The sequence below is a fragment of the Streptomyces sp. NPDC091387 genome, assembly GCF_044756945.1.
Classification (GTDB): Bacteria; Actinomycetota; Actinomycetes; order Streptomycetales; family Streptomycetaceae; genus Streptomyces.
This window is the reverse complement of record NZ_JBIVTZ010000020.1, coordinates 39,267-66,243: the sequence shown is the minus strand read 5'-3', so window position 1 is coordinate 66,243 and position 26,977 is coordinate 39,267. Positions and strand designations below refer to the sequence as shown.

The 26,977-nt window shown below is 71.5% G+C and carries 27 protein-coding genes; 20 read left to right on the top strand and 7 right to left on the bottom strand.

Annotated elements, in window-relative coordinates; translation table 11 throughout:
- Positions 1–11 precede the first annotated feature (11 nt).
- Positions 12–821, bottom strand: coding sequence for a class I SAM-dependent methyltransferase (locus ACIQM0_RS32750; RefSeq protein WP_401293748.1), 810 nt, complete (start codon positions 819–821; stop codon positions 12–14).
- A gap of 89 nt (positions 822–910) precedes the next feature.
- Here ACIQM0_RS32750 and ACIQM0_RS32745 point away from each other — a divergent pair, with 89 nt between their 5' ends.
- The 4 genes from ACIQM0_RS32745 to mqnP all read left to right on the top strand — a co-directional run bounded on the left by ACIQM0_RS32745 (position 911) and on the right by mqnP (position 4,526).
- Positions 911–1,645 carry a GntR family transcriptional regulator gene (locus ACIQM0_RS32745; RefSeq protein WP_401293745.1) on the top strand — a complete coding sequence of 245 codons (735 nt, stop codon included), beginning with the start codon at positions 911–913 and terminating at the stop codon, positions 1,643–1,645.
- Between the two features lie 37 nt (positions 1,646–1,682).
- A complete protein-coding gene (locus ACIQM0_RS32740; protein ID WP_401293743.1) occupies positions 1,683–1,994 on the top strand; it encodes a hypothetical protein in 312 nt (103 codons plus the stop codon).
- Positions 1,995–2,154: 160 nt separating this feature from the next.
- Positions 2,155–3,612, top strand: a complete 1,458-nt coding sequence (locus ACIQM0_RS32735; protein ID WP_363027329.1) for a menaquinone biosynthesis decarboxylase — start codon at positions 2,155–2,157, stop codon at positions 3,610–3,612.
- Positions 3,609–4,526, top strand: coding sequence for a menaquinone biosynthesis prenyltransferase MqnP (gene mqnP, locus ACIQM0_RS32730; protein WP_401293740.1), 918 nt, complete (start codon positions 3,609–3,611; stop codon positions 4,524–4,526). Before ACIQM0_RS32735 ends, mqnP begins: the two co-directional genes overlap by 4 nt.
- Here the strand turns inward: mqnP and ACIQM0_RS32725 are convergent.
- Both ACIQM0_RS32725 and ACIQM0_RS32720 read right to left on the bottom strand, forming a co-directional pair.
- Complete coding sequence (locus ACIQM0_RS32725; RefSeq protein WP_401293738.1) at positions 4,462–5,103, bottom strand: rhomboid family intramembrane serine protease; 642 nt, start codon at positions 5,101–5,103, stop codon at positions 4,462–4,464. The two genes, mqnP and ACIQM0_RS32725, sit on opposite strands and share 65 nt — an antisense overlap.
- Before the next feature lie 153 nt (positions 5,104–5,256).
- Positions 5,257–6,357: a hypothetical protein gene (locus ACIQM0_RS32720; protein ID WP_401293736.1), complete on the bottom strand. Its 1,101-nt coding sequence runs from the start codon at positions 6,355–6,357 to the stop codon at positions 5,257–5,259.
- Between the two features lie 213 nt (positions 6,358–6,570).
- Here ACIQM0_RS32720 and ACIQM0_RS32715 point away from each other — a divergent pair, with 213 nt between their 5' ends.
- A complete protein-coding gene (locus ACIQM0_RS32715; RefSeq protein ID WP_363027326.1) occupies positions 6,571–7,236 on the top strand; it encodes a UbiX family flavin prenyltransferase in 666 nt (221 codons plus the stop codon).
- Positions 7,237–7,247: 11 nt separating this feature from the next.
- On the opposite strand, the gene ACIQM0_RS32710 is transcribed toward ACIQM0_RS32715, so the two are convergent.
- Positions 7,248–7,382, bottom strand: a complete 135-nt coding sequence (locus tag ACIQM0_RS32710; RefSeq protein ID WP_362963919.1) for a hypothetical protein — start codon at positions 7,380–7,382, stop codon at positions 7,248–7,250.
- Between the two features lie 132 nt (positions 7,383–7,514).
- On the opposite strand from ACIQM0_RS32710, the gene ACIQM0_RS32705 reads away from it, so the two are divergent.
- From ACIQM0_RS32705 to ACIQM0_RS32680, 6 genes are all read left to right on the top strand, one after another.
- Positions 7,515–7,970, top strand: a complete 456-nt coding sequence (locus ACIQM0_RS32705) for an Lrp/AsnC family transcriptional regulator (protein WP_385033412.1) — start codon at positions 7,515–7,517, stop codon at positions 7,968–7,970.
- Between the two features lie 102 nt (positions 7,971–8,072).
- Positions 8,073–9,236, top strand: coding sequence for an aminofutalosine synthase MqnE (gene mqnE / locus ACIQM0_RS32700; RefSeq protein WP_401293871.1), 1,164 nt, complete (start codon positions 8,073–8,075; stop codon positions 9,234–9,236).
- A gap of 123 nt (positions 9,237–9,359) precedes the next feature.
- Positions 9,360–9,884 carry a GNAT family N-acetyltransferase gene (locus ACIQM0_RS32695; protein WP_401293731.1) on the top strand — a complete coding sequence of 175 codons (525 nt, stop codon included), beginning with the start codon at positions 9,360–9,362 and terminating at the stop codon, positions 9,882–9,884.
- Positions 9,885–10,064: 180 nt separating this feature from the next.
- On the top strand, positions 10,065–10,319 hold the full coding sequence (locus ACIQM0_RS32690) for a DUF4229 domain-containing protein (protein ID WP_363027321.1): 255 nt from the start codon (positions 10,065–10,067) through the stop codon (positions 10,317–10,319).
- Positions 10,320–10,716: 397 nt separating this feature from the next.
- Positions 10,717–12,063, top strand: coding sequence for a dicarboxylate/amino acid:cation symporter (locus ACIQM0_RS32685; protein WP_401293728.1), 1,347 nt, complete (start codon positions 10,717–10,719; stop codon positions 12,061–12,063).
- Positions 12,064–12,318: 255 nt separating this feature from the next.
- Positions 12,319–12,954 (top strand): TetR/AcrR family transcriptional regulator, encoded by a 636-nt coding sequence (locus ACIQM0_RS32680; RefSeq protein WP_401293868.1) that lies wholly within the window; start codon positions 12,319–12,321, stop codon positions 12,952–12,954.
- 79 nt (positions 12,955–13,033) lie between these two features.
- Here the strand turns inward: ACIQM0_RS32680 and ACIQM0_RS32675 are convergent, their stop codons facing one another.
- Positions 13,034–13,381: a hypothetical protein gene (locus tag ACIQM0_RS32675; protein ID WP_401293725.1), complete on the bottom strand. Its 348-nt coding sequence runs from the start codon at positions 13,379–13,381 to the stop codon at positions 13,034–13,036.
- A gap of 23 nt (positions 13,382–13,404) precedes the next feature.
- On the opposite strand from ACIQM0_RS32675, the gene ACIQM0_RS32670 reads away from it, so the two are divergent.
- Positions 13,405–14,133, top strand: coding sequence for a hypothetical protein (locus ACIQM0_RS32670; RefSeq protein WP_401293723.1), 729 nt, complete (start codon positions 13,405–13,407; stop codon positions 14,131–14,133).
- Between the two features lie 22 nt (positions 14,134–14,155).
- On the opposite strand, the gene ACIQM0_RS32665 is transcribed toward ACIQM0_RS32670, so the two are convergent.
- The gene (locus tag ACIQM0_RS32665; protein WP_401293720.1) at positions 14,156–15,016 is read right to left on the bottom strand and encodes a MaoC family dehydratase; all 861 of its coding nucleotides are present in this window, start codon (positions 15,014–15,016) and stop codon (positions 14,156–14,158) included.
- A gap of 4 nt (positions 15,017–15,020) precedes the next feature.
- Complete coding sequence (locus ACIQM0_RS32660; RefSeq protein WP_401293717.1) at positions 15,021–16,340, bottom strand: 3-oxoacyl-ACP reductase; 1,320 nt, start codon at positions 16,338–16,340, stop codon at positions 15,021–15,023.
- Between the two features lie 76 nt (positions 16,341–16,416).
- Here ACIQM0_RS32660 and ACIQM0_RS32655 point away from each other — a divergent pair, with 76 nt between their 5' ends.
- From ACIQM0_RS32655 to ACIQM0_RS32620, 8 genes are all read left to right on the top strand, one after another.
- Complete coding sequence (locus ACIQM0_RS32655; RefSeq protein WP_401293714.1) at positions 16,417–17,694, top strand: acetyl-CoA C-acetyltransferase; 1,278 nt, start codon at positions 16,417–16,419, stop codon at positions 17,692–17,694.
- Positions 17,695–17,884: 190 nt separating this feature from the next.
- Positions 17,885–19,789, top strand: coding sequence for an AMP-dependent synthetase/ligase (locus ACIQM0_RS32650; protein ID WP_401293711.1), 1,905 nt, complete (start codon positions 17,885–17,887; stop codon positions 19,787–19,789).
- 110 nt (positions 19,790–19,899) lie between these two features.
- The gene (locus ACIQM0_RS32645) at positions 19,900–20,532 is read left to right on the top strand and encodes a hypothetical protein (protein ID WP_401293708.1); all 633 of its coding nucleotides are present in this window, start codon (positions 19,900–19,902) and stop codon (positions 20,530–20,532) included.
- A gap of 109 nt (positions 20,533–20,641) precedes the next feature.
- Positions 20,642–21,586 (top strand): LLM class F420-dependent oxidoreductase, encoded by a 945-nt coding sequence (locus tag ACIQM0_RS32640; RefSeq protein WP_401293705.1) that lies wholly within the window; start codon positions 20,642–20,644, stop codon positions 21,584–21,586.
- A 10-nt stretch (positions 21,587–21,596) separates the two neighbouring features.
- Entirely contained in the window at positions 21,597–22,382 is a 786-nt protein-coding gene (locus tag ACIQM0_RS32635; RefSeq protein ID WP_401293702.1) for an SDR family NAD(P)-dependent oxidoreductase, read from the top strand.
- A gap of 124 nt (positions 22,383–22,506) precedes the next feature.
- Positions 22,507–23,628, top strand: coding sequence for an LLM class flavin-dependent oxidoreductase (locus ACIQM0_RS32630; protein WP_363027295.1), 1,122 nt, complete (start codon positions 22,507–22,509; stop codon positions 23,626–23,628).
- A 127-nt stretch (positions 23,629–23,755) separates the two neighbouring features.
- Positions 23,756–25,495: a D-aminoacylase gene (locus ACIQM0_RS32625; protein WP_363027293.1), complete on the top strand. Its 1,740-nt coding sequence runs from the start codon at positions 23,756–23,758 to the stop codon at positions 25,493–25,495.
- A complete protein-coding gene (locus ACIQM0_RS32620) occupies positions 25,492–26,955 on the top strand; it encodes an aldehyde dehydrogenase family protein (protein WP_401293697.1) in 1,464 nt (487 codons plus the stop codon). The genes ACIQM0_RS32625 and ACIQM0_RS32620 overlap by 4 nt, the downstream gene beginning before the upstream one ends.
- Positions 26,956–26,977: the final 22 nt, after the last annotated feature.

Below are 26,977 nucleotides of genomic sequence, written 5' to 3'. Positions count from 1 at the left end.
CGTAACCGGTGTCAGTTGCGCCCCACGGCGAGCAGGTGGGAACTGGCGGCGAGCAGGTCCGGGTACGGCTCGGCCATGCGGGCGGCCGCCAGCGCGGAGGCGAACATGCGCGATCCGGTGAGGGATTCCCGGGTGTGCCGCTCGGTCGCCTTCAGCAACGCCCAGGTGGGGCCTTCGATGCCGTACACCTGGGTCCCGGTGAAGCCGGCGTCGCGCATCTCGGCCTCCAGCTCGGCACCCGTATGGAAGTGCGCCTCGGTGAAGCCCTTCTCCCCGTCGTGCGAGCCGGTGGCCAGGATCTTGGCGATGCCCTGCTGGAGCGAGGCGCCGTCGAGGTGGGCGAGGGCGGTGTGCTCGAAGAGCGAGGCGTAACGGTTGATACCGGCTGCGGCGACGAGGCCCCCGGGCCGGACCACGCGACGGGCCTCCGCGAGAGCGGTCCCGCGGTCGGCGGCCTCGACGAGGTGGTAGAGCGGTCCGAGGACCAGAACCACGTCGTACGAGTCGTCCGGCGCGCTCAAGTCCCGGGCGTCCCCCAGCTCGACGCTGCACCCGGCGTCCTCGGCCTCGGTGAGGTGCCGCCGCACCGGATCCACGAGGTGCACCCGGTAGCCGTCTTCGCGGAGCCAGCGGGCATGGGTCCCGGGGCCACCGCCGACGTCGAGCACGGACGCCGGAGCGGGCGGGAGATGGCGGCGCAGGAGCTCCTGGGTCCGGACCATTTCCAGGACGCCGTCGGCCGGAACGGAGAGCCGGTCGGCCTCGTTGAAGGTGGCGGTGTAGAACTCGATGATTCTCGGGGGGACTTGGTAAGCCGTCATGAGACCGTCCTGTTCCAGGCCGAGGCCGCGGAGGGTGAATCCCTCGACTAACGTAACCGGTTGACCTGTCCAGTCACCAGGAGGCCGCTGTGCCGCTACTCAAGTACGAGCAGATCGCCGATTCCCTGCGCGTCAGGATCTCGGACGGTGAGTTCGGGCCCGGCGATCTTCTTCCCTCCGGGCGCGATCTGTGCGAGCAGTGGTCGGTGTCGCGCGCCACCGTCATCAAGGCGATGGACGTCCTGCGGGGAGACGGCCTTGTCGTGGCCCGCCAGGGCTCGGGCTTCACGGTCGTCGAGACTCCCGTGGCCCGCCCGGCGGGACGGCGGACCGCCGGCTCCGCCCGGGTGTCCGGTGGCAGTCCGTTCCGGCGTCTGGGGGCGCCGGAGAAGGAGGAGCCGCCCAGCCGGGTGGCCGACGCGATGGGCCTCGCGGCCGGAAGCGTCGCCCTGCGCCGTGACCGGCTGATGCTGCTCGATGACGGTTCGCCCCTGTCGCTGGTCACGGCGTGGTTTCCGGAGGAGGTGGCGGACGCCTGCCCGAAGCTCGCCCAGAAGGGGCCGATCCCGGAGGGGACCACGCACTACGTCGCGCGGACGACCGGCAGGCGCCCGGCTCACGGAACGGACACGACCTCGGCGCGTCTCGCGTCCGCCGGTGAGGCCGAGAGCCTGGGCCTCGGAGTGCCCGCCGCCGTCGTGGTCGTCCTGCATACCGCGAGCGACGGCGACGGCGGTGTCCTGGTGTGCGAGGAAGGGGTGACGCCGGCGCACCTCTGGGAGCAGGTGGACAGCTACCCGATGGGTGGAAGAAGCGTCGAATGACTTGACTGGACCGGTCCACCGGTCCAGCCTCGTTTTCATGATCCCCCCAGAGCAACACGACGCCCTCCACGCCCGGTTACTGCCCTGGGCCCGACCGGACGGCAGTCCGTGCTACCTGCGTACCGACGGGCATGGATACGTGTCGCGGGTGGCGGACGAGATCGAGGCCGTGCAGCTCGCCATGGGGGCGGAGGTTCTCGACTGCGGCAGGCCGATCATCGCCGCCACCGGTGCGACCGTGACGGAGCTCCGCTTCACGGCGCTCCGGTTGGCCGAGTGCCTGGCCGACGCGTTACGGATCGCGGAGAGCCGAGGCGGACGGCTTCAGCGTGACGGGGGTCACGGATGAGGCCCGGTGTCCGCCGCCGCTGCCTCGGATGCGGATCAGCCATCGGCCCTGGGGCCCCTTCGGCCAGGCACCGGGCTTCCGGTGGGAAACCGCGCCGGATGACGGCCGAGGTGGGGGAGCCCTGACGGCTGACGCCGGGGAGGATGACAAACTTGACCCCATGGCTTACGACGATCTTCGATCCCTCCTCCGGGCTCTGGAGCGCGAGGGCGAGCTCAAGCGCATCAAGGCCGAGGTCGACCCCTACCTGGAGGTCGGTGAGATCGTCGACCGGGTGAACAAGGCCGGCGGGCCCGCGCTGCTCTTCGAGAACGTCAAGGGCTCCTCGATGCCCCTGGCCATGAACGTGTTCGGCACCGACAAGCGGCTGCTCAAGGCGCTCGGGCTGAAGTCCTACTCCGAGATCAGCGACAAGATCGGCGGGCTGCTCAAGCCGGAGCTGCCGCACGGCTTCGTCGGGGTCCGGGAGGCCTTCGGGAAGCTCGGCACGATGGTGCACGTGCCGCCGAAGAAGGTGAAGGCGGAGAACGCGCCCGTGCAGGAGGTCGTCCTCACCGGCGACGACGTCGACCTGGACCGGCTGCCCGCGCTGTTCACCTGGCCCAAGGACGGCGGCTCGTTCTTCAACCTGGGACTCACGCACACCAAGCACCCCGAGACCGGCGTACGGAATCTGGGGCTCTACCGGCTCCAGCGCCACGACCGGCGCACCATCGGGATGCACTGGCAGATCCACAAGGACAGCCGCAACCACTACCAGGTCGCCGCCAGGCGCGGGGAGCGGCTGCCGGTCGCCATCGCCTTCGGGGCGCCGCCCGCGGTGACGTACGCCTCCACCGCGCCGCTGCCCGGGGACATCGACGAGTACCTGTTCGCCGGGTTCATCCAGGGCAAGCGCATCGAGATGGTCGACTGCAAGACCGTCCCGCTCCAGGTCCCGGCCAACGCCGAGGTCGTCATCGAGGGCTGGCTGGAGCCCGGGGAGACGCTGCCCGAGGGGCCGTTCGGCGACCACACCGGCTTCTACACGCCGCAGGAACCGTTCCCCGCGCTGACGATCGACTGCGTGACGATGCGGAAGCGTCCGCTGCTCCAGTCGATCGTGGTGGGCCGGCCGCCGACCGAGGACGGGCCGCTGGGGCGGGCCACCGAGCGGTTCTTCCTGCCACTGCTCAAGATCATCGTGCCGGACATCGTGGACTACCACCTGCCCGAGTCCGGTGGTTTCCACAACTGCGCGATCGTCTCGATCGACAAGAAGTACCCGAAGCACGCCCAGAAGGTGATGAGTGCCATCTGGGGCGCGCACATGATGTCGCTGACCAAGCTGATCGTCGTGGTGGACTCCGACTGCGACGTCCACGACCTGCACGAGGTGTCCTGGCGGGCGCTCGGCAACACGGACTACGCGCGGGACCTGACCGTCGCCGAGGGCCCCGTCGACCATCTCGACCATGCCTCCTACCAGCAGTTCTGGGGCGGCAAGGCCGGTATCGACGCGACGAAGAAGTGGCCCGAGGAGGGCTACACCCGGGACGGGGGCTGGCCGGACATGGTCGAGTCCGACCCGGACACGGCGGCGAAGGTCGACCGCCGGTGGAAGGAATACGGACTGTGAGCGCCGCCGAAGCGACCCTGGGCTCCGGGCCCGCGCAACCGAACAGCAAGGTCAGGGCGTTCCTGCGGCTCGTGATGATCGAGCACTCGGTCTTCGCGCTGCCCTTCGCGTTCATCGCCGCCCTGACCGCGATGTTCCAGGACGACGAGTCGATCCACTGGGTGACGCTGCTGCTCGTGACCGTCGCCATGGTCGGGCTGCGCACCTTCGCGATGGCCGCGAACCGGATCATCGACCGGGAGATCGACGCCCGTAACCCCCGTACCGCCGGACGCGAGCTGGTGACGGGGGCGGTGTCGGTGCGCTCCGCGTGGACGGGGGCGCTCGTCGCCGTCGTCGTCTTCCTCGGTGCGGCGGCGCTGCTCAACCCGCTCTGTCTGGTGCTCGCGCCGCTCGCGGTGGTCCCGATGGTCGTCTATCCGTACGGGAAGCGGTTCACGCACTACCCGCACGCGATCCTGGGGATCGCCCAGGCGATGGGGCCGGTCGGTGCCTGGCTGGCGGTGACCGGGAGCTGGTCGTGGGACGCGGTGATCCTGGGGCTGGCCGTCGGCATCTGGATCGGCGGCTTCGACCTGATCTTCGCCTGCCAGGACGTGCAGGCGGACCGGGCGCACGGGGTGTTCTCGGTCCCGGCCCGGTTCGGCGTCCCGGCCGCGCTCTGGGGCGCGCGGGTCTGCCACGTGGTGACGACCGGCCTGCTGGTCTGGTTCGGACTGGCCACAGAGGCGGGGCTCTTCTACTGGATCGGCATGGTGATCGTCGCCGTGGCCTTCGTGTACGAGCACCGGGTGGTGCGGCCGCACGACCTCTCGCGGCTGAACCGGGCGTTCTTCTCGGTGAACGGGTTCATCGGAATCGCCCTGTTCGCGTGTGCGCTGCTGGATCTGCTGGTGCGGGGCCTGACGGTCTGAGCGACCGGGCGCCGCGGCGCAGGACGAACGCGGCCACCGCTCCGCCGATCAGGCCGAAGAGGTGGCCCTGCCAGCTGACGCCCGGGTCGGTCGGCAGGACGCCCAGGAGCAGCGAGCCGTACACCGCCGCGATCACCACGCCGACGACCACGTCCAGCGGGCGGCGGTCCACGAAGCCGCGGACCAGCAGATAGCCGAAGAGGCCGAAGACCACGCCCGACGCGCCGAGCGTGACCGTGTTGGCCGGGGCGGTGAGCCAGACGCCGAGGCCGCCGACCACGATCACGGTGAGCACCACGCCGACGAAGCGGCGCAGGCCGCCCAGCGCGGCTATGAAGCCCAGGACCAGCAGCGGGACGCTGTTCGACGCGACGTGCGCCCAGCCGCTGTGCAGAAAGGCGGCGGGCACGATGTCGAGCAGCTCGCCCGGCTCGCGCGGGCTGATCCCGTGGCTGTCCAGGCCGTGGCCGGTCGCGAGGTCGATGCCCTCCAGCACCCAGAGCAGCCCGACCCAGCCCAGCATGACCGCGCCCGCCACGAGGGCACGGGCTCCGGTCGTCGTGCGGATGGCGTTCATGGAACAGCCCCTTCGTCCGGCCCCGGGGAACCTCGGTACAGCGGTTGACGCCCAGCCGGTGAGCTGGAGTATCCAGCAGAGGCGGCCGGCCCGGCAACGAGCTTCGCGGGGGATCTCCGCAGGACGAGAGTCCGTCGCGGGCGGGGACAGCCCTCAGGACCGCGTCGCCCTCGCGCACTCGTCCTCCGGGGACTCGCCCCGCCCGACCGGTGTGCTGCGGTCGTACGGGTCGATCTCCGTGCCGGCCTCGTCCGCGCGGCGGTCCGTGCCGAAGGGCGGGGTGAAGTAGCCCGTGGGGGCGCCGCAGCCGCCGTTGGTCATGTCGTACTTGTACGAGGCGATCGAGAACGTGCCCGGCTCGGTGATCACCTTGTCGGGGTTGTCCCAGCTCAGGACCAGCTCGCGCCGGACGATCGTGCGCACGATCTCGTCGTCGCCGCTCGCGTCCGCCGGGGTGACCGGGTAGACGAACGTGACGTCGGCGGTCACCTGGAGCGCGCCGCGCTCGCCCTCCCGGTAGGTGAGCCGGCCCCGGGTCTTCACGACGTCGCCGACCAGGTGGGTGCGGGAGGACCGGAAGCGGCTGAAGAGGAGGAGCGGGTCGTTCTTCTCGCCCGGGGTCCGGAAGGCTGTTCTCAGGAGGTCCTGGACGTCCTTCTGGTGCGGGTTGATCAGCGCGATGGCCTTCTCTGGGCGCTCGCCCGCCAGCACTTCGCGGTCCAGGCCCGACGCGACGAGGAAGTCCCGGCTGCGGGCGAGGGCCCGCTCGACCTCGGCCGTGCTCATCCAGCCGACCGCCCCGGCCTTCGGCACGGTGATACCCGCCGCTCCGCTCGCCCAGTCCGCCGCCGGTGAGCCGCGGAACGGCTCGTCCCTGGTGGGGCGCTGGACCGACTCCGTGGGAGGTACCCGGTTCGGGCGCGCGGTCCCGGCCGCCTGTGCAGGGGAGTCGGAGTCGTCGCCGGTGAACAGGTCCAGCGTCCACCCCGGCGCGAGCGCCACCACCAGGAGCGCCAGTGAGGCCAGCAGCCCGACCGCGTACCAGCCCGTGCGCCGTTTGGGCCGCGCGGGTGTGTAGCCGCGCCAGACCTCCGGGGCTCCGCCGGGCTCCGCGCGCAGCCGTTTCGTTACCTCGCGGGCCCGTGCCGACGGCTCCTTGGGCGAGTCGGCGGCCCCCGCCACCGACTCGCGCAGAAACCGCTCCCACTCCTCGTCCGACCTGGACGAGCCTTCCGGCTCCGTGCCCGCGTCCATCCCCAGCCCCCTATTCATCAGCAACCGCGGCCCACCCCCTGGGACGCGCCCGCATGATGACACAGAGCGCTGACAGCGAGGCCGCGCGGGCGGGGGTGCGGGCGCACGGTCCGGGGCGCACGCCCTCGCTCGTCCGTCGGCACGTACGAACCCTGGCTCGGTTCCGGGTGGCGTGTGCCGGATAGGCTCGGTTCTGTGGATTCCGGGATTTCAGTGAGTCAGCAGCAGCGGCAGCCTTGGATTGTCGGGGTTTCGGGCGCTTCGGGCACACCATTCGCCGCTGCGGTGCTGCGGGGTCTGCTGGCCGCGGGGGAGAGCGTCGATCTGGTGGTGAGCCGGGCGTCGCGGCTGACGCTGCTGGACGAGACCGGGATCGCCTTCCGCGACGCGCACTGGCAGGAGGACCTGCGCGCCTGGCTGGCGCGGGGTGCCGACGGGAAGCCGCACACCTTCGAGGTGGACGTGTCCGGGGTACGGCACTGGGCGGCCGGTGATCTGGCCGCCGGGCCGTCCTCGGGGTCGTACCCGGTGAAGGGGATGCTGATCGTCCCGGCCTCGACGGCGTGTGTGGCCGGGGTGGCGCTCGGGCTCTCGAAGGATCTGCTGCAGCGGGCCGCGAGCGTGACGCTCAAGGAGCGGCGGAAGCTGGTCGTCGCGGTGCGCGAGACCCCGCTCAGCGGACAGACGCTGAAGCATCTGGTGACCCTGGACGAGGCGGGCGCGGTCGTGCTGCCCGCCTCTCCGGCGTTCTACGCGGGTGCGACGCATATCCAGGATCTGGTGGATTTCGTCGCGGGGCGGGTGCTGGACGCGGCAGGGGTGCCGCATCTGCTGTACCGCCGCTGGGAGGGAGAGCTCGGTGGCGGCTCCCGTGGCTGATCCGGGTGGGGTCAGCGCTTCTTGGGTGCGCGCGGGGTACGGGCCCGGTCGATCCGGTGGGCGGCGGCGGGCTGATGGGCACGCGAGCGGTTGGCCAGATCCTGCAGCTCGCGCATCCGGGCGTAGGCCATCTCGATCGTGTACACGGTGTTTTCACTCCTGAAGATTCGAAAGCATTTTTTGGATATTCGAGAAGATCTGCAGGCGATGAAGCCTGCATGCCTTAGATTCTACACGTAGACTCGCGATACTACTGAATAATGGAAGGTTCCAGTCACATGGACGCGGTGGACAGGCAGCTCATCCAGGCCCTCAGGGAGAACGGCAGGGCCTCGTACGCGGAGCTGGGCCGGCTCGTGGGGCTCTCCGGGCCCAGCGTCACCGACCGCATCAACCGGCTGGAGACCGCCGGTGTGATCACCGGCTACCGCGCCACCGTCGACGCGGCCTCGCTCGGGCTCGGCGTCACGGCCCTGATCGGCATCTCGCTCTCCGACGCCGCGGACCACGAGGACGTCGCGCACCGGCTGAAGGACCTCGCCGAGATCGAGGACGCCTGGTTCATCGCGGGCGACGACTCCTACATGCTCAAGGTGCGCGTCGGTGACGTGGACGGCCTGGAGAAGACCATCCGCCGGCTCAGCGGCACCCGGGGCGTCTCGCGGACCCGTACCACCATCGTGCTGTCCACCAAGTGGGAGAACCGGGTCGGCGAACTGCCCGAGGAGAGCTGACGGGGAGGGCTGACGGGGAGAGCAGAGGGGGTCCCCGGGGCGCTCCGGGCGGGGGAGTACGGTGAGCGAAGTCTGTTACGTAGAGAAATGGGAGGCGCCCTAGTGGACGCGGGACTCAAGCGCGAGCTGGAGCAGAAGGTCCGGGCCGGCGAGCGGCTGACCCGCGAGGACGGGATCGCGCTCTACGAGTCCGACGACCTGGCGTGGCTCGGCGGGCTGGCGCATGAGGTGCGCACGCGGAAGAACGGCGACGTCGTCCACTTCAACGTCAACCGCCACCTCAACATGACCAACGTGTGCACCGCGTCGTGCGCGTACTGCTCGTTCCAGCGCAAGCCGGGCGAGAAGGACGCGTACACGATGCGCATCGAGGAGGCCGTCCGCCTCGCGAAGGCGATGGAGGGCGAGAGCCTCACCGAGCTGCACATCGTCAACGGGCTGCACCCCACCCTGCCGTGGCGCTACTACCCGCGTTCGCTGAGCGCGCTGAAGGAAGCGCTGCCCGAGGTCTCCCTCAAGGCGTTCACCGCCACCGAGATCCACCACTTCGAGACCATCTCCGGGCTCTCCGCCTCCGAGATCCTCGACGAGCTGATCGAGGCCGGTCTGGAGTCGCTGACCGGCGGCGGCGCGGAGATCTTCGACTGGGAGGTCCGTCAGCACATCGTCGACCACGCCACCCACTGGGAGGACTGGTCGCGGATCCACCGGCTCGCGCACGAGAAGGGTCTCAAGACCCCGGCGACGATGCTGTACGGGCACATCGAGGAGCCCCGTCACCGCGTCGACCACGTGCTGCGGCTGCGTGAGCTCCAGGACGAGACCGGCGGTTTCCAGGTCTTCATCCCGCTGCGCTACCAGCACGACTTCGTGGACATGAAGGACGGCAAGATCCGCAACAAGCTCCAGGCGCGGACGACGATGGCGACCGGCGCGGAGGCGCTCAAGACCTTCGCGGTCTCCCGGCTGCTCTTCGACAACGTCCCGCACGTCAAGGTCTTCTGGGTGATGCACGGCGTGCAGACCGCTCAGCTCGCGCTCCAGCACGGCGCGGACGACATGGACGGCTCGGTCGTCGAGTACAAGATCACGCACGACGCGGACAACTACGGCACGCCCAACAAGCTCGGCCGTGAGGATCTGCTCGACCTGATCCGCGACGCGGGCTTCCGGCCCGTCGAGCGCAACACCCGGTACGAGATCATCCGCGAGTACCCGGGCCCGGACACGGAGCGGCGCGAGTCGCCGCAGCCCATGCGGGTCTGACCCGGCGCGCGCTCCGAGCGCGCGCAGCGCTGTACGAAAGCTCCGGCCGCCGTCCCCGGCCGGAGCTTTCTCGTGTTCCGGACGGAGTTTGAGGGCGGGGCCCGTAATGGTTAATCTGCCTGTATGGCACTTACTTTTGAGTTGGACCCGACCTTCGACCGGCCCCTGCGGGACGGCATAGCCACGCTCTGGGCCGATGTGTCCAACGCGGGCGGCGCGGTGGGCTTTGTGCCGCCCGTCACGGTCGAGGACGTCCGGCCCGATCTGGTCAAGCACCTCATCGCCATGGCCGAGGACCGCGCCCGGCTGCTCGTCGGCTACGACGAGGAGGGCGCCGTCGCGGCCACGGCCTTCCTCACCCACAACACCCACCGCCTGATGGCCCACTGGGTCTGGCTCTACACGGTGATGGTCCACCCCCGTCACCAGGGCCGCGGATACGGGCGCTCCCTGCTGGCCGCGGCCGCCGACGCCGCGCGCACGATCGAGGGCGTCGAGGCCATCCGGCTCACCTGCCGGGGCGGTACGGGCGCCGACCGGTTCTACGCCTCCTGCGGCTACAAGGAGGTCGGGCGGGTGCCGGGGGCGATCCGGGTGGCCGACGGGGACGACCGCGACGACATCATCATGCTGCTGCCCCTCGGCTGAGCGCGGAGAGCCGGGAAGGGCCGGCCGGGTCCCCCGCGGTGAGAAGTCCGGGGCGCTTCGCGGAGCCCTCCGAACTGATCGATTGTGGGGCATGCTTCACTGGACGGGCAGGACTGTCACGTAGAGAGAAGGCGAGCTGTGTCCGCTGCAAAGCCGAGCGCAATGATCCGGTACACCGCGATGCGTCTCAGTATCTTCGTCGGCTGCTTCGCGCTCGCCGCCGTGGCCGTCAACTTCGGGCTGCTGCCCTCCGGGGCGGGAGGCTCCAACGTCATCTGGGTCATCCTGCTCGCCCTCGTGCTCTCCGCGCCGCTCAGCTACGTGCTGCTGCGCAAGCAGCGCGACGAGATGTCCGAGCAGATCATCACCACGGTCGACCGGACCAAGGCGCGCCTTGAGGCGAACCGGACCCGCGAGGACAGCGTCACCCAGTGAGTGCCGGGTAAGGGAAATGTAAGCTCCCTCACACCCACCCCTCTTCTTTTCGAAACCCCAGCGCCGGAGCGATCGCTCCTGTACTGGGGTTTTCGCGTTCTCCGGGCCCGGCGGGGGCTGTTCGTCCCCGATCGCACCCAAAGAAGACCTTTGAGGTTCTCAAAGTTCAAGTGTTAACGTGTTCGACATGACGACAGCTGTGCGCCTTCGATCTGCCGCGAGCACCCCGCTCGTGGCGCGCCTGCACGTCGATCTCTGCCGCTGTATGTCCGCGGTCTGTTGCCGCAACGTCTGAACGGCATCATGCAGCGGCGCCGCTCCTGACGCGGGCGCCGCACCCCCCGTCCCCCCGCACGCCGTCCCCGTGCGCCCCGATGCGTCACATCTGGAGTGTTTCGTGTCCGCGAATCCCGCGTCCACCACGACCGATGAGCCCTCCGGCTCCGGTTTCCGCATACCCAAGGTCCCGTTCTGGGCGCAGATCGTCGCCGGCCTCGTCCTCGGCGTCCTGCTCGGCTGGCTCGCCCGCAGCCAGGACATCGGCTGGCTCTACACCACGCTCGACAAGGTCGGCCACATCTTCGTCCAGCTGCTGAAGCTGGCCGTCGCGCCCCTCGTCTTCTTCGCGATCCTGGTGTCGATCACCAACCTGCGCAAGGTCAACAACGCCGCCCGGCTGGCCGGCCGCACCGTCCTCTGGTTCATGATCACCTCGCTGATCGCGGTCGCCATCGGCCTCGCGATCGGCCTGATCACCAACCCGGGCTCCGGCACCGGCCTCTCGCCCAAGGACGGCGAGCTCTCCGAGACCAAGGGCTCCTGGCTCGACTTCCTGACCGGCATCATCCCGGACAACGTCATCACGCCGTTCACCGAGCTGAACGTCCTTCAGATCGTCTTCATGGCCGCCGTCGCGGGTATCGCCGCGATCCAGCTCGGAGACAAGGCCAAGCCGATCCTCACCCTCAGCGAGTCGATCCTGGAGCTCCTCCAGAAGGCCCTGTGGTGGGTCATCCGCCTCGCCCCCATCGGCACCATCGGCCTCATCGGCTACGCGATCGCCGACTACGGCTGGGACCTGATCGGCAAGTACGCGACGTTCACCGCCGACGTCTACATCGGCTGCGCCCTGGTGATGTTCGGCGTCTACCCGCTGCTCCTCGCCACCGTCGCCAAGGTCAGCCCGCTCCAGTTCTTCAAGGGCGCCTGGCCCGCGATCCAGCTGGGCTTCGTCTCGCGCTCCTCGGTCGGCACCATGCCGGTCACCCAGCAGGTCACCGAGCGCCTCGGCGTCCCGAAGGAGTACGCCTCCTTCGCGGTCCCGTTCGGTGCGACGACCAAGATGGACGGCTGCGCCGCGATCTACCCGGCGCTGGCCGCGATCTTCATCGCCCAGATCTTCGACGTCCAGCTGGGCGTCGGTGACTACATCCTGATCGCGTTCGTCTCGGTGATCGGCTCCGCTGCCACCGCCGGTCTCACCGGCGCCACGGTCATGCTGACCCTCACCCTGTCGACGCTCGGCCTCCCGCTGGAGGGCGTCGGCCTGCTGATGGCCATCGACCCGATCCTGGACATGATGCGTACGGCGACGAACGTCGCAGGCCAGGCGCTGGTCCCGGTGCTCGTGTCGGCCCGCGAGAAGATCCTCGACCACGACGCGTACAACTCGGCCTCCGGCTCCCCGGTCGACGACGCCGAGGTCCGCGACAGCGAGCCGGCGAAGGTGCCCGTCCCCGCCTGATCCCCCGGAGCCGTGCGGAGTCCTTCGCGACCGCTTCCCGGTCCCGCGGAGTCCGCCGAATCCCGCTGCTGTGCCCCGTACCCTCACGCCTGGGTGCGGGGCACAGCCGTTTTGCGAATGCGTCGTTCACCGGCCACCCGGGCGTCACGGAAACCGGTCCGCACGACGGGGCCGGGCCCCGCGCCGTACTCTTACCGAGGAGTAGTGCAGCGGGGGCGGGAGGAAGTCGACGTGGGTGCTGTGAAGGGCAAACGGATGCCGCGCGCCGTGCGCGAGCAGCAGATGATGGACGCCGCGGTGCGGACCTTCGGGCAGCGTGGCTACCGGGCGGCCTCGATGGACGAGATCGCCGAGTTGGCCGGGGTGTCCAAGCCCTTGGTGTATTTGTACCTGAATTCCAAGGACGAGCTGTTCACCGCGTGCATCCGGCGTGAGGCGCAGGCGCTGCTGGCGGCGGTGCAGGCGGGGGCGGAGCCGGGGCTGCCCGCCGACCGGCAACTGTGGTCCGGGCTGCGGGCGTTCTTCACGCACACCGCGGAGAACCCGGACGGCTGGGCGGTGTTGTACCGGCAGGCGCGTACGCACGGGGAGCCGTTCGCCACCGAGGTGAGCGTGATGCGCGACGAGATCGTTGCGTTCGTGACGGGTCTGATCGGGGCCGCGGCGCGCGAGGCGCACCACGATCCGGCGCTCCCCGACCGCGATGTGGCGGGTCTCGCGCAGGCGTTGGTGGGCGCCGCGGAGTCGCTCGCCGGCTGGGCGAACGAGACTCCGGGCGTCTCGGCCAAGGAGGCCGCGGCCACCTTGATGAACTTCTCCTGGGCCGGCCTGGAGAACCTCATGCACGGCCGCACCTGGCAGGGGCAGGTGGCGGGGCGCGCCGCCCGGTGAACCGACGCGGTGGTCCGACGCGGTGGTCCGGACCCGTCGAGTGGCCGTGCGGCGTGGCCCGCGGTCGTGGATGCCGGTGTCAGGCCCGGCCCGTGACGGTCACGACCACCCGCACGGAGTCCGTGTTCCCCGGGAGCAGGGTGGCCAGGCAGGAGTCGACGGCCCTGCGGGTGGCCCGCGCGACCTCCACCGCGCGGGCGTCGCGGCGGGCGACGATCTGGATGTCCAGCCTGGCGGGAGAGGTGGCGCTCCCCCGGCTCATCCGCACTCCGGCCTGACGCGTACCGGCCCCGGTCCGCGCGGCGGAGGGCAGGGCCGAGCGGAGCAGTTGGGCCACCCCCGGCTTGAGGAACGCCACGCCCTCGACGCCCTCCACGGCCTTGGCGACTTCCTCCGTGAGCGTGGTCCGCGCGGTGTCGTGGGTCATCGGGCGCCCCTTTCCTCGGGGGAGTGATCGGCGGGCGGATCTCCGCCGGGCGGGCCTTCTTCGGGCGGGCTTTCCTCGGGGTCGAGCAGATCGGTGATGCGGATGTCGAGCTCCGTGATGTCGAGGCCCAGTCCGCCGTCCACCGCCTCGCGCACCCGCCGCCGCAAATGAGCGCGCGGCCCCGCCCCGCCGTGAACCGGACCGCTCTGGCCCTGGCCGGCCTGGTCCTCCTGGTGGGCGGAGTCCGGCTCGCCGCCGCCTGGCCGGAACTGGGCTCCCGGCTGCCCGGCTGGTGGCCGGCCGCCCGGCCGGACGGCGTCCTCCTGGACCGGGACGGGCTGGCGGCCCTGCGCACCCGCGGCTGGTGGACGCCCGCCGTCATCGCCGGCTCGACGGGGCTGACGCTGCTTCTCGTCCTGCGGTTCACGAGCCGGTTCCGCAGCGGCGGAAGCACTCCGCTGGCCCTCCCCTCCGCAGGCGGTGCGATGCGCGCGGGGGCCCTGGCCGAGGCCCTGGCCCAGCGGACGGCCTCGCTCGCCGGGGTCTCCCGCTGCCGTGTGGACATCACGCCCCGCCGGACGCGACTCCACGTCCGTACGCACGTCTGGCTCGATCCGGACGTGCCCCCGGCGGCCGTTCTCGCTCCGCTCGCCGCCCTGCGCGACGAGGCGGAGGAGTCGGCGGCGCCGTACCGAATCGTCGGCAGCGTCCGGATCAGGGCCCGGGACCGGCGGACGCCGCACGTCCGCTGAGTCCCGGGGCACCCGGCGGCCCTCAGCGTTCGGTCCGGGGTGCCGCCGTTCCGCTGAGGTGGACGCGGCCGCCCCCGCCCCCGCCCCCGCCCCCGCCTTCGCGGAGCTGGAAGCCGGTGCCGTCGGATGCGTAGGTGACCGTGCCGGGCAGCAGGACGGGCGCCCTGAAGTCGGCCCGTACGGTGTGGATCAGATGCGGCTGCGGGGCCTCGGCGAGGCAGCGGGCCACGGTCCACATGCCGTGCGCGATGGCCCGCGGAAAGCCGAACAGCCTGGCCGTCAGCGGGTACAGGTGGATGGGGTTGCGGTCGCCCGACGCGGCTCCGTAGCGCCGGCCCAGGTCGGCGGGCAGCCGCCACTCGGTGACGGCGGGCAGCGCCGCGGATTCCCCGGCGGGTGCGGCCGCGGTGGGTTCCGGGGCCCCCGGGCGCGTCGCGTGACGGGACAGATAGCCGCTGCGGGACTCCCACACCAGCTCGCCCGACAGCCGCGCCTCGGTGACCACGGTGACCTCGGTGCCGCGCCGGTGCGGCTTCAACTCCGCTGCGTACACGGTCAGTTCGAGAGCGTCCGTGGCATGCAGCGTGCGGTGCGCGGTGATCTCGATCCAGGTGTGGACGAGTCCGGTGACCGGCAGCGGGAAGCGCCGCCGGGTCATCAGCCGCATGGCGAGCGGGAAGGCCAGGACGTGCGGGTAGGTGACCGGCAGGGCGCCCGAATCGCTGAAGCCGCAGATCCTGCGGTACGCGGCCAGCGGCCCGGGGGCCGCGGCCCCGGCCGGACGGGTCGGACGGTCGGCCGGCAGGGCGGCGTCCGGGCGGCCGGGCCGTTTGAACGGGGAGGTGGCGGCTCCGCGCGCCAGCGACAGGATCAGGCTCGGCACCGGGTCACGCCCCCAGCAGGCTCTGGCCGCAGACCCGGACGATCTGGCCGTTGACGGCGCTCGACGCGGGCTGGGCGAACCAGGCGGTCGTCTCGGCGACATCGACCGGGAGCCCGCCCTGCGAGAGGGAGTTCATCCGGCGCCCCGCCTCACGGATGAAGAGCGGGACGGCCGCGGTCATCTTCGTCTCGATGAAGCCGGGGGCGACCGCGTTGACCGTGACACCGTGGTAGGCGGCGGCGCGCGGGGCGAGCGAGCGGACCAGGCCGATGATCCCGGCCTTGCTGGCCGCGTAGTTGGTCTGGCCGTTGTTGCCCGCGATGCCCGCGATGGAGGCGGTGGCGACGATCCGGCCGCCGCGGTTGACGGTGCCGCTCTTCAGCAGCGCGTCCGTGGTGCGCAGCACGCTGTCGAGGTTGACGTCGATGACCGAGGCCCAGCGGTCGGCGGGCATGTTGGCGAGCCGCCGGTCACGGGTGATGCCGGCGTTGTGGACGAGGATGTCGAGGCCGTCCGGGGCGGCGGCGGAGATCCGGGCCGCCGCGTCGTCCGCGGTGATGTCCAGCGGCAGCGCGGTGGCGCCGAGCCGGTCGGCGGTGCGCGCCAGGTCCTCGCGGGCCTGCGGGACGTCCAGGCAGATGACACGGGCCCCGTCCCGGGCGAGCACCTCGGCGACCGAGGCGCCGATGCCGCGGGCCGCGCCGGTGACCAGCGCGGTGCGCCCGGCGAGGGGGGCGGCCCAGTCGGCGACCGGGTCGGGGGCGGCCGAGGTCACCTCGATGACCTGGCCGCTGATGTACGCGGACCGGGGCGACAGCAGGAAGCGCAGGGTGGACTCGGCACCGGCGACCGCGCCGGGCGCGAGGCGCACCAGCTGCACGGTGGCGCCCTTGCCGATCTCCTTGCCCAGTGAGCGCACGAAGCCTTCCAGGGCCTGTTGCGCGGCGGCCTGGTGGTGGTCGTCCGGGGACGGGCGCACTCCGAGGACGACGACGCGGCCGCCCGGTGCGAGGGAGCGGACGACGGGGTGCAGCGCGGCGTGCACGTCCCCGAGCCCGGCGGCGGTGCCGACGGCCGTGGCGTCCAGGACGACCGCGGCCGGCCGGTCGGCGCTCGCCGTCACCTCCAGGCCGGTCGCGGTGAGGAGCGCGGCCAGCTCCTCGGTGGCGGTGGAGTCCCCGGCGGTGAGGTGGAGGACGGGGCCGGTCAGTGACGGGGTCGCGGGGGACCAGCGGGGCAGCGGTGCGGGCTGCGGCAGGCCGATTCTCCGGGTCAGGAACCGGCCGGTCGCTGTGCCGGTGAAGTGCAGATAGCGGTCGGCCATTGTCCAGACTCCCTGCTCGGTCTTAGATTTACTCAAGAGTAAGGTTACTTAAGAGTCAGGAGTTGGTCGAGATGAGTTGGTCGAGTTGATCCCCCTCGCACTCCCGCGGCCCCGCAGGGTCGCGGTCATCGGCGGCAGCCGTATCCCCTTTGCGCGCTCGGACGGGCCCTACGCGCAGGCCTCCAACCAGCAGATGCTGACCGCCGCACTGGACGGTCTGGTCGAGCGGTTCGGGCTCCGGGGGGAGCGGGTCGGCGAGTTCGTCGCGGGCGCGGTCCTCAAGCACAGCCGGGACTTCAACCTGGCCCGGGAGACCGTGCTCGGCTCGCGGCTCGACCCGCGCACCCCGGCGTACGACATCCAGCAGGCCTGCGGCACCGGCCTCCAGGCCGTCATCGCCGCCGCCGGCAAGATCATGCTCGGTGCGATCGACTCCGCGGTCGCGGGCGGCGCGGACACCACGAGCGACGCGCCCCTCGGCGTCAACGACGAACTGCGCAGGCTGCTGCTGTCGGCCCGGCGGGCGAAGTCGGCCGGAGGCCGGATCAAGGCGTTCACGGGCGTACGTCCCCGGCATCTCGTCCCGGACATCCCGCGCAACGCCGAACCCCGCACCGGCCTCTCGATGGGCGACCACGCGGCGGTCACCGCCCGGCAGTGGGACATCGCCCGCGCGGACCAGGACCTGCTCGCCGCCACCAGTCACCAGCGCCTCGCCGCCGCGTACGAGCGGGGGTTCCTGGACGACCTCGTCGTCCCGTACCTCGGCCTGGACCGTGACCAGAACCTGCGCCCCGGCTCCACGGTGGAGAAACTCGCCACGCTGAAGCCGGTGTTCGGCGCGGACCACCCGGACGCGACGATGACCGCGGGCAACTCCACCCCGCTCACGGACGGCGCCGCGACGGTGCTGCTGGCGAGCGAGGAGTGGGCGGAGCGGCGCGGGCTGGAACCGCTGGCCTACCTCTCGCTCCACGAGACCGCGGCCGTCGACCACGTGGGCGGTGAGGACGGTCTGCTGATGGCGCCCGCGTACGCCGTGCCGCGGCTGCTGGAGCGGGCCGGGCTGACGATCGAGGACTTCGACCTCTTCGAGGTCCACGAGGCCTTCGCCTCCCAGGTGCTCGCGACGCTGGCCGCCTGGGAGAAGGCGGGGCTCGCCCCGGTCGACCGGGAGAAGCTCAACGTGGCGGGTTCCTCGCTGGCCACCGGGCACCCGTTCGCCGCGACGGGGGCCCGGATCGTCGCCACCCTCGCCAAGCTCCTCGCGGAGCGGGGCACGCGGGGACGCGGACTGATCTCGATCTGCGCGGCGGGCGGCCAGGGCGTCACGGCGATCCTGGAACGCGTCTGACGCGCACAGGGCCTGACGCGCACGGGGCCTGACGCGTACAGGGCCTGACCCGAACAGGGCCGGACGGTACACGGCCTGACGCGTACCGCCGGCCCCTGTCACGTCCAGCGCCCGAAACGCACGGAACCCCTCATCCGCAGCGCCCGACCGGATCCACACCCGCCCGACCCCGATGCCCGAGGAGCCGCACGTGTCCACGCCACCCGCCACACCCACCGCGCCCGTCCTGGTCGAGCCCGCCAAGGTCAGGGCGGCCGACGGCAGCGTCCAGCAGGTCTCCGTACCGGCGTTCGCCCCGCCCGTCCGCCGCGGCTCGCTCGCCGAGATCCCCTTCGACAACGCCCGCGAGGCACCAGCCGACGCCGTCCTCAGCCGCAAGCAGCCCGACGGAAGCTGGCAGGACGTGACGGCGGCGGACTTCGCGGGCGAGGTGCTCGCCGTCGCCAAGGGCCTCGTCGCGGAAGGGCTGCGGGGCGGCGACCGCATCGCGATCATGGCCCGTACGACATACGAGTGGACACTGCTCGACTTCGCGGCCTGGGCCGCCGGTCTGGTCACCGTCCCCATCTACCCGACCTCCTCCGCCTTTCAGGCCCGCTGGATACTCCAGGACTCGGGGGCGGTCGCCTGTGCCGTCGAGACGGCCGAACAGAGCCGCGTCATCAGCCAGGAACGCAAGCAGCTCGGGAACCTCGCCCACCTCTGGCAGTTCGACACGGGCGCGCTGGGACGGCTGAAGAAGAGCGGGCAGGACGTTCCCGACGACGCCGTCGCGGCCCGGCGCGCCACGCTGGAACCGGAGACCCCGGCCACCCTCATCTACACCTCGGGCACCACCGGCCGCCCCAAGGGCTGCGTGCTGACCCACGGCAACTTCTTCGCCGAGGTCGACAACGCCATCGAGCTGCTGCACCCGGTCTTCAAGTCGGTCAGCAAGTACCCCGCGTCCACCCTGCTGTTCCTCCCGCTGTCGCACGTCTTCGGGCGGATGGTCGCGATCGGCTGCCTGCGCGCCCGGGTCCGCCTGGGCCACGCGCCGTCCATCCGGACCGAGGACCTGCTCGCGGACCTGGCGGGGTTCAAACCGTCGTTCCTGCTGGCCATCCCGTACGTACTGGAGAAGGTGTTCAACACCGGCCGGGCCACCGCCGAGAAGATGGGCCGCGCCTCGTCCTTCGACCGGGCCGCCCGGATCGCCCAGCGGTACGGGCAGGCCGTCGAGGCCGCAGAACACGGCACCGGACCCGGACCGGGAGTGGGGCTGCGGGCGGCCCGCGCGCTCTACGACCCGCTGGTCTACCGCCGCATCCGGGCGGCGCTCGGCGGCCAGGTCCGGTACGCCATCTGCGGCGGCTCCCCGCTGGGCAGCCGGCTCGCCGCCTTCTACGCGGGCGCCGGCATCCAGATCTTCGAGGGCTACGGCCTGACGGAGACCACCGCGGCCGCCACCGTGACCCCGCCCCTCAGGCCCCGGCTGGGCACGGTCGGCTGGCCGATGCCGGGCACCGCCGTCCGCATCGCGCCGGACGGCGAGGTGCTGCTCAGCGGCGGCCAGGTGTTCCAGGGCTACTGGGACCCCGAACGCGGCGAGGCCGTCCCCGCGCTGGACGGCGGCTGGTTCGCCACCGGAGACCTGGGCGCGCTCGACGAGGACGGCTACCTCACGATCACCGGCCGCAAGAAGGACATCATCATCACGTCCGGCGGCAAGAACGTCACCCCGGCCCCGCTGGAGGACTGGCTGCGCGCCCACCCGCTGGTCAGCCAGTGCATGGTGGTCGGCGACAACCGCTCGTTCATCACCGCCCTGATCACCCTGGAGCCGGACGGGCTGTCGCACTGGCGCCGGATGAAGAAGAAGGAGGACGTCCCGCTGCGCGAGCTCGTCCACGACGAGGAGCTGCACACCGCGCTGCAACGCGCGGTCGACGAGGCGAACCGGCTGGTCTCGCGCGCCGAGTCGATCCGCAAGTTCACCGTCCTGACGGTGGACTTCACCGAGGAGGCCGGCCATCTGACGCCGTCGCTGAAGCTGAAACGGGACGCGATCACACGGGACTTCGCGACGGAGATCGAGGAGCTGTACCGCAAGTAGCGCGGGCCGGCGCCGGGGACGGGGAGCCTGGCGCTGCCCGTCCCGGGCGGGTCCCTGTGCGGTGTGACGTGGACACTGCCCGCCCGGCTCGCGGCGCCGATACTGGACCGGTGCTGATCGTTGAGGCCGTCCTGGAAACCGCCGATGCGGCGAACCCGGTGCCGTGGCCCGTGACCGCCCTGCCGCCCTGCACCTTCCTGGCTCTTTCCGGCCACATGCCGGAGTCCGATGCAGGGGCCGCGATGGCGCTGCTCACCGACTGGTTCGCGACGGATCCCGACGACAGCGGCCGCGTGCCGGACGCCGCCGAGCGCGTGCGACGGCTGATCGCCTGTGACCGGGTCGTGGCTTCGGGAGGTCTGCGTGTCCGGGACGCGGCGACCGGTGTGACCGTGAACCCGGGATGCTGCTGTGGTCTGGAGGACTGGCGCGAGTGGCTCCGGCTGCTGGACGGCGATCCGGTGTACCTCGGGCACGATCCGACGCCGAGGGCCGAAGCCGACGGCCAGGTCATCCGCCTGTGGCCCGACGGCGGCGACGGCACGGAGCGTCCCGAGGCGCAGCCGGTCCGGCTGCCCGTGTCCGAACTGCCCGGCGTGCTGCGTTCGGTCCGCACGGATCTGCGGGGATTCCTCGCTCTCGCCGCCCGGTGGGCGGACCGCTACGTCCCCTCGCAGGCGGGGGAACTCATGGCCAAGCTCGACGCGGACCTGGAGATCGGTGCGCCGCTGACAACCTCCTGAGCCCCTTCTCCCCGACCACCCCTTGCCTGATGGTGCGTCAGGTACGACGATGACTCCGCTCGCAATATGACGAGCCGTCAGATTCGTGTCAGGGGAAGGAGGCCGTTCGGTGCCGATACTGCCCGCCGGACCGCTGTCGTACGGGATGCAGCTCCCGATCCAGTCGCAGAGCGCCATCTACGCGGAGCCGTGGGAGGCCGGGGCCACGCCCGCGGACCTCGCCGAGATCGCCCGCACCGCCGACCGTGCCGGGTTCGCCTATCTGGCGAGCTGTGACCATGTCGCCATCCCCCGCCGGCTCGCGGAGGGGATGAGTACCGTCTGGTACGACCCGGTGGCCACGCTCGCGTTCCTCGCCGGGGTCACCGAGCGCGTGCTCCTGATGAGCCATGTCGCCGTCGTCGGGCTGCGGCATCCGCTGGCCACCGCCAAGCAGTACGCGACCCTCGACCACCTCAGCGGCGGCCGGCTGATCCTCGGGGTCGGGGCCGGGCACGTGCGCGAGGAGTTCGACGCGCTCGGGGCCGACTTCGACGGGCGGGGCGCCGTCCTCGACGAGACCGTCGACGCGCTGAGGGCCGCGCTCGGGCCGGAGGAGTACCCGGAGTTCGCGGGGGAGCGGTTCTCCTTCAGCGGGCTCGGCCAGCTGCCCCGGCCCGCCCAGGAGCGGGTGCCGATCTGGGTGGGCGGCTCCTCGCCCGCCGCCGTGCGCAGGGCCGCCGTGCGGGGGGACGGCTGGCTGCCGCAGGGCGATCCGCGAGGAAAGCTGCCGGACCAGATCGCCCGGCTGCACGCGCTGCGGGAGGCCGCCGGGGTGGCGGAGCCGATCGTCGTCGGGGCCATCACCGAGCCGCTGTACGTGGGCGAGCCGGACTGGTCCGTGGGGCGGCGCACCCTCAGCGGGAAGCCGGAGGCGCTCGCGGAGTCGCTGCGGGAGTACGCGGCGATGGGCGTGCACCAGATCCAGGTGCGGTTCCGCAGCCGCAGCCGGGCCGAACTGACCGATCAGATGGCGGCGTTCGCCGCCGATGTCGCACCTCACCTCGACAGGTAGGAGTCAGGCCATGGGAAAGCTGGACGGGCGGACCGTGCTGATCAGCGGCGCGGCGCGCGGGCAGGGCGAGCAGGAGGCGCGGCTCTTCGCCGCCGAGGGCGCCCGGGTGGTGATCGCCGATGTGCTCGACGAGCAGGGCGAGGCGCTCGCGAAGGAGCTGGGCGAGGAGACCGCGCTGTTCGTGCACCTGGACGTGAGCCGGGAGGCGGACTGGCAGGCGGCGGTCGCCGCGGCGAAGGACGCCTTCGGGCAGATCGACGGACTGGTCAACAACGCGGGGATCCTGCGGTTCAACGAGCTGGTGGCCACGCCGCTGGAGGAGTTCCAGCAGGTGGTGCAGGTCAATCAGGTGGGGGCCTTCCTGGGGATCAAGACCGTCGCGCCGGAGATCGAGGCCGCGGGGGGCGGGACCATCGTCAACACGGCCTCGTACACCGGGCTGACCGGCATGGCGTTCGTGGGCGCGTACGCCGCGACCAAGCACGCGGTGCTCGGTCTGACCAAGGTGGCGGCGGTGGAGCTGGCGGCGAAGGGCATCCGGGTCAACGCCGTCTGCCCCGGTGCCGTGGACACCGCGATGACCAATCCCGCGGCCCTCGACCCGTCCGCGGACCCCGAGGAGTCGAAGGCCGCGGTGGACCAGCTCTACCGCAAGCTCGTCCCGCTCGGCCGGATCGGCCGGCCCGAGGAGGTCGCCGCCCTCGCGCTCTTCCTGACCTCGGAGGACTCCTCGTACATCACCGGGCAGCCGTTCGTCATCGACGGCGGGTGGCTGGCCGGGGTCAGCCTCTTCTGACCGTCGCCTCCGCCCATCTCACCTGACGAGGCGTCAGGTATTGACGGGTCAGGGTGTCGGTGGAACAGTCGGACGCATCAGAATCTGACGGAGTGTCAGAAACGATTGAGGACGGTGAACCCCCTTGGAATTCGGGCTCTTTGTACAGGGGTATGTGCCCGCCGCGCGGGCCAAGGCGGACCCCGGGGCAGAGCACAAGGCGCTGATCGAGGAGACCGAGTACGTCATCCAGGCGGACAAGTCCGGCTTCAAGTACGCCTGGGCCTCCGAGCACCACTTCCTGGAGGAGTACTCGCACATCTCGGCCAACGATGTGTACCTGGGCTACCTCGCCCACGCCACCGACCGCATCCACCTCGGGTCCGGCATCTTCAACCCGCTCGCCCCGGTCAACCACCCGGTGAAGGTGGCCGAGAAGGTCGCCATGATGGACCACCTCTCCGAGGGCCGCTTCGAGTTCGGCTCCGGACGCGGGGCGGGCAGCCACGAGATCCTGGGGTTCATGCCGGGCATCACCGACATGAACCACACCAAGGACCTCTGGGAGGAGACCATCGCGGAGTTCCCCAAGATGTGGCTCCAGGACGAGTACGTCGGCTTCCAGGGCAAGAGCTGGTCGCTGCCGCCGCGCAAGATCCTGCCCAAGCCGTACGGGAAGTCGCACCCGGCGATGTGGTACGCGGCCGGCTCGCCGTCCTCGTACGCCATGGCGGGCAAGAAGGGGCTCGGCGTGCTGGGCTTCAGCGTCCAGAAGGTCTCCGACATGGAGTGGGTCGTCGAGTCCTACAAGACGGCCGTCAAGGACGCCGAGCCGATCGGTGACTTCGTCAACGACAACGTGATGGTCACCTCGACGGCGATCTGCGCCGAGACCCACAAGAAGGCCGTCGAGATCGCGGTGGGCGGCGGGCTGAACTACCTCCAGTCGCTGCTGTTCCGCTACCACGACACGTTCCCCCGCCCGGAGGGCATCCCGGAGTGGCCGGAGCTGCTGCCGGAGTACTCCGAGGAGATCATCGAACTCCTCATCGCCGAGGAGCTGATGATCTGCGGCGATCCGGACGAGGTGCTGGCGCAGTGCCGGCGGTGGGAGCGGGCGGGCGCCGACCAGCTGAGCTTCGGGATGCCGATCGGGATCAGTCCCGAGGACACGCTGAACTCGATCAAGCTGATCGGCGAGCACGTGATCCCGAAGATCGACACGGACCCGGTCCACCGGACCACCCGGTTCCGCGACGCGGCGTAGGCCGCGGGGGCTCTGGGTTTCGCGGGCGGCGTCTTCCCGGACCGCCGCCCTGCGAGCCGGGGTGCGTACCGCGGCCGTACGCACCCCGGCGCACATCCACGTTTGGACCATCACGGAAGGGACCCTCATGCTCGACCACCTCATCCGCGGAGCGACCGTCGTGGACGGCACCGGCGGACCCTCCTACCGCGCGGACATCGGTATCCGCGACGGCCGCATCGCCGTCATCGCGGAACCCGGTACGGCCCCCGGGCCCGCCACGACCACAGAGGACGCCACCGGCCTCGTGCTCGCGCCCGGCTTCGTCGACCCGCACACCCACTACGACGCGCAGCTCTTCTGGGACCCGTACGCCACCCCGTCGATGAACCACGGCGTGACCACCGTCGCCGGCGGCAACTGCGGATTCACCCTCGCCCCGCTCCACCCGGACCGGCCCGAGGACGCCGACTACACCCGGCGCATGATGTCGCGGGTCGAGGGCATGGCCCTCAAGGCCCTGGAGGAGGGCGTCGACTGGAGCTGGTCCAGCTTCCGCGAGTACCTCGACGCGCTCGACGGGCGGATCGCCGTCAACGCCGGGTTCATGGTCGGGCACTGCGCGCTGCGCCGGCACGTCATGGGCGCCGACGCGGTCGGCGGACAGCCCACCCCCGCCCAACTCGACGCCATGCTCGCCCTGTTCCACGACGCGATGGACGCCGGGGCGTGGGGGCTGTCCACCACCCAGTCCTCCACCCACGCCGACGGCGACGGGCAGCCGGTCGCGTCCCGGCACGCGCGCCCCGAGGAACTCCTCGCACTCTCCCGCGCGGTCGGCGAGCACGAGGGCACCCAGATCGAGGCGATCGTCGCGGGCTGCCTCGACCAGTTCTCCGACGAGGAGATCGACCTCTTCGTCGACATGACCGCGGCCGCCGGACGCCCGCTCAACTGGAACGTCCTGACCATTGACGCCGCCGTCCCCGAACGCGTACCGCGCCAGCTGATCCCCAGCGAGCGCGCCCGCCGAGCGGGTGGCCGGATCGTCGCGCTCACGATGCCGATCCTGACCCCGATGAACATGTCGCTCGGCACGTTCTGCGCCCTCAACCTGATCCCCGGCTGGGGCGACATCCTGTCCCTGCCCGTCCCCGAGCGCATCGAGCGGCTCCGTGACGCGGACACCAGGACCGAGATGCTGCGTCGCGCCAACAGCAAGGAGGCCGGCGTCTTCCGCCGCCTCGCGAACTTCGGCCGGTACGTCATCGGGGACACCTACAGCGAGGCCAACGAGGGCCTCAGCGGCCGGGTCGTCAACGACATCGCCGCCGAGCGCGGGCAGGACCCCTTCCACTGCCTCGTCGAGATCTGCGCGGCCGACGCGCTGCGTACGGTCCTGTGGCCGATGCCCACCGACAACGACCCCGACTCCTGGGCGCTGCGGCAGCGGACCTGGGAGCACGAGGACGTCATGCTCGGCGGCTCCGACGCGGGCGCCCACCTGGACCGGATGTGCGGCGCCCCGTACACCACGCGCTTCATCGGCGACTGCCTGCGCGGCCGCAAGCTCGTCCCGCTCGAAGCGGCCGTCAAGATGCTCACGGACGACCCCGCGCGCCTCTTCGGCCTGCGCGACCGCGGCCGCATCGCGGAGGGCTTCCACGCCGACCTCGTCCTCTTCGACCCCGAACGCATCGACGCCGGCCCCGCCACCCTCGTCCACGACCTGCCCGGCGACAGCCCCCGGCTCGACTCCAAGGCCCTCGGCATCGTGTCGGTCCGCGTCAACGGGGTGGAGACGCTGCGCGACGACAAGGTGACCGGCGCGGTCCCCGGCACGGTGCTGCGCTCCGGCCGCGACACCCGGACGGTGAGCACGCAATGACCACCACGCCCCAGCGCCTCTTCATCGGCGGCGAGTGGACCGAGCCCGCGAACGGCCACTACGAGGTGGTCAACCCGGCCACCGAGGACGTCGTCGGCCTCGCCCCGGAGGCGAGCCGCGCGCAGGTCCACGAGGCGGCCGCCGCCGCCCAGGAGGCCTTCGCCACCTGGTCCCGGACCCGCCCCGAGGAACGCGCCGCGATCCTCGACCGCGCCGCCGACCTGATGCAACGCGACTTCACGGCCAACGCCGCCCTCGCCCAGGCGGAGAGCGGCGCCACCACCGGCACCGCCCGCGGGATGCAGGTGGCCGTCGGCGCCGCCCGGTTCCGGCGGTACGCGAAGGGCGCGCTGGAACCGGTGGAGGAGGCGGTCCCGCCGCAGATCAACGAGGCCGGGCCGATGGGCCGGGCCGGCGTCTTCGGGGCGCTCGCCGTCCGCCAGCCCGTGGGCGTCGTCACCTGCATCACCTCGTACAACAACCCCTGGGCCAACCCGGCCGGCAAGATCGCCCCCGCGCTCGCGATGGGCAACACGGTCGTCGTGAAACCGGCCCCGCAGGACCCGCTCTCCGTCTACCGGATGGCCGAGGCACTCGCGGAGGCGGGCGTACCGGCGGGCGTCGTCAACGTCGTCAGCGGTTCGGGGGCCGAGGCGGGCGAGGCCGCCGTCGACTCGCCGGACGTCGACATGGTCAGCTTCACCGGCTCCACCTCGGTCGGGCAGCGCATCGCGGAGGTGTGCGGCCGGTCCATGAAACGGCAGCTGATGGAGCTGGGCGGGAAGGGCGCCGCCGTGGTGCTCGACGACGCCGACCTCGACTCGGCGGTGGCCGGCATCGGCACCACGTTCTCCTTCTACAGCGGTCAGATCTGTACGGCTCCGACCCGCGTCCTGGTCCAACGGGCCGCCCACGACGCCCTGATCGAGAAGCTCGCGGGGTACGCCGGGTACCTGACGGTCGGCGATCCGACGGCGAAGGGCACCGTGGTCGGCCCGGTCATCTCCGCCGCCCACCGCGACCGCGTCGAGTCGTACGTCGAACTGGGCCGCAAGGAAGGGGCCCGGATCGTCACGGGCGGCGAACGCCCCGCCCCGACCGGCCGCGGCTTCTACGTCGCGCCCACGCTGCTGGCCGACTGCACCCCGGAGATGCGGGTCGTGCGGGAGGAGATCTTCGGCCCGGTCGTGGTGGTCGTCCCCTTCGACGACGAGGAGGAGGGCATCGCGCTCGCCAACGACAGCGACTACGGCCTGATCGACTACGTCTGGTCCGGCGACGTGGCCCGCGCCTTCCGCGTCGCCCGCAGGCTGCGGGCGGGCGGGGTCGGCGTGAACACCATCGGCCGGAACATGGAGGCCCCGTTCGGCGGGTTCAAGCGGAGCGGCGTCGGACGCGACGTCGGCTCGTACGCCCTGCACGCGTACAGCGAACTCCAGGCGATCGTCTGGCCGGGCTGAGGTCGCGTCCGCCCTTCCGGCG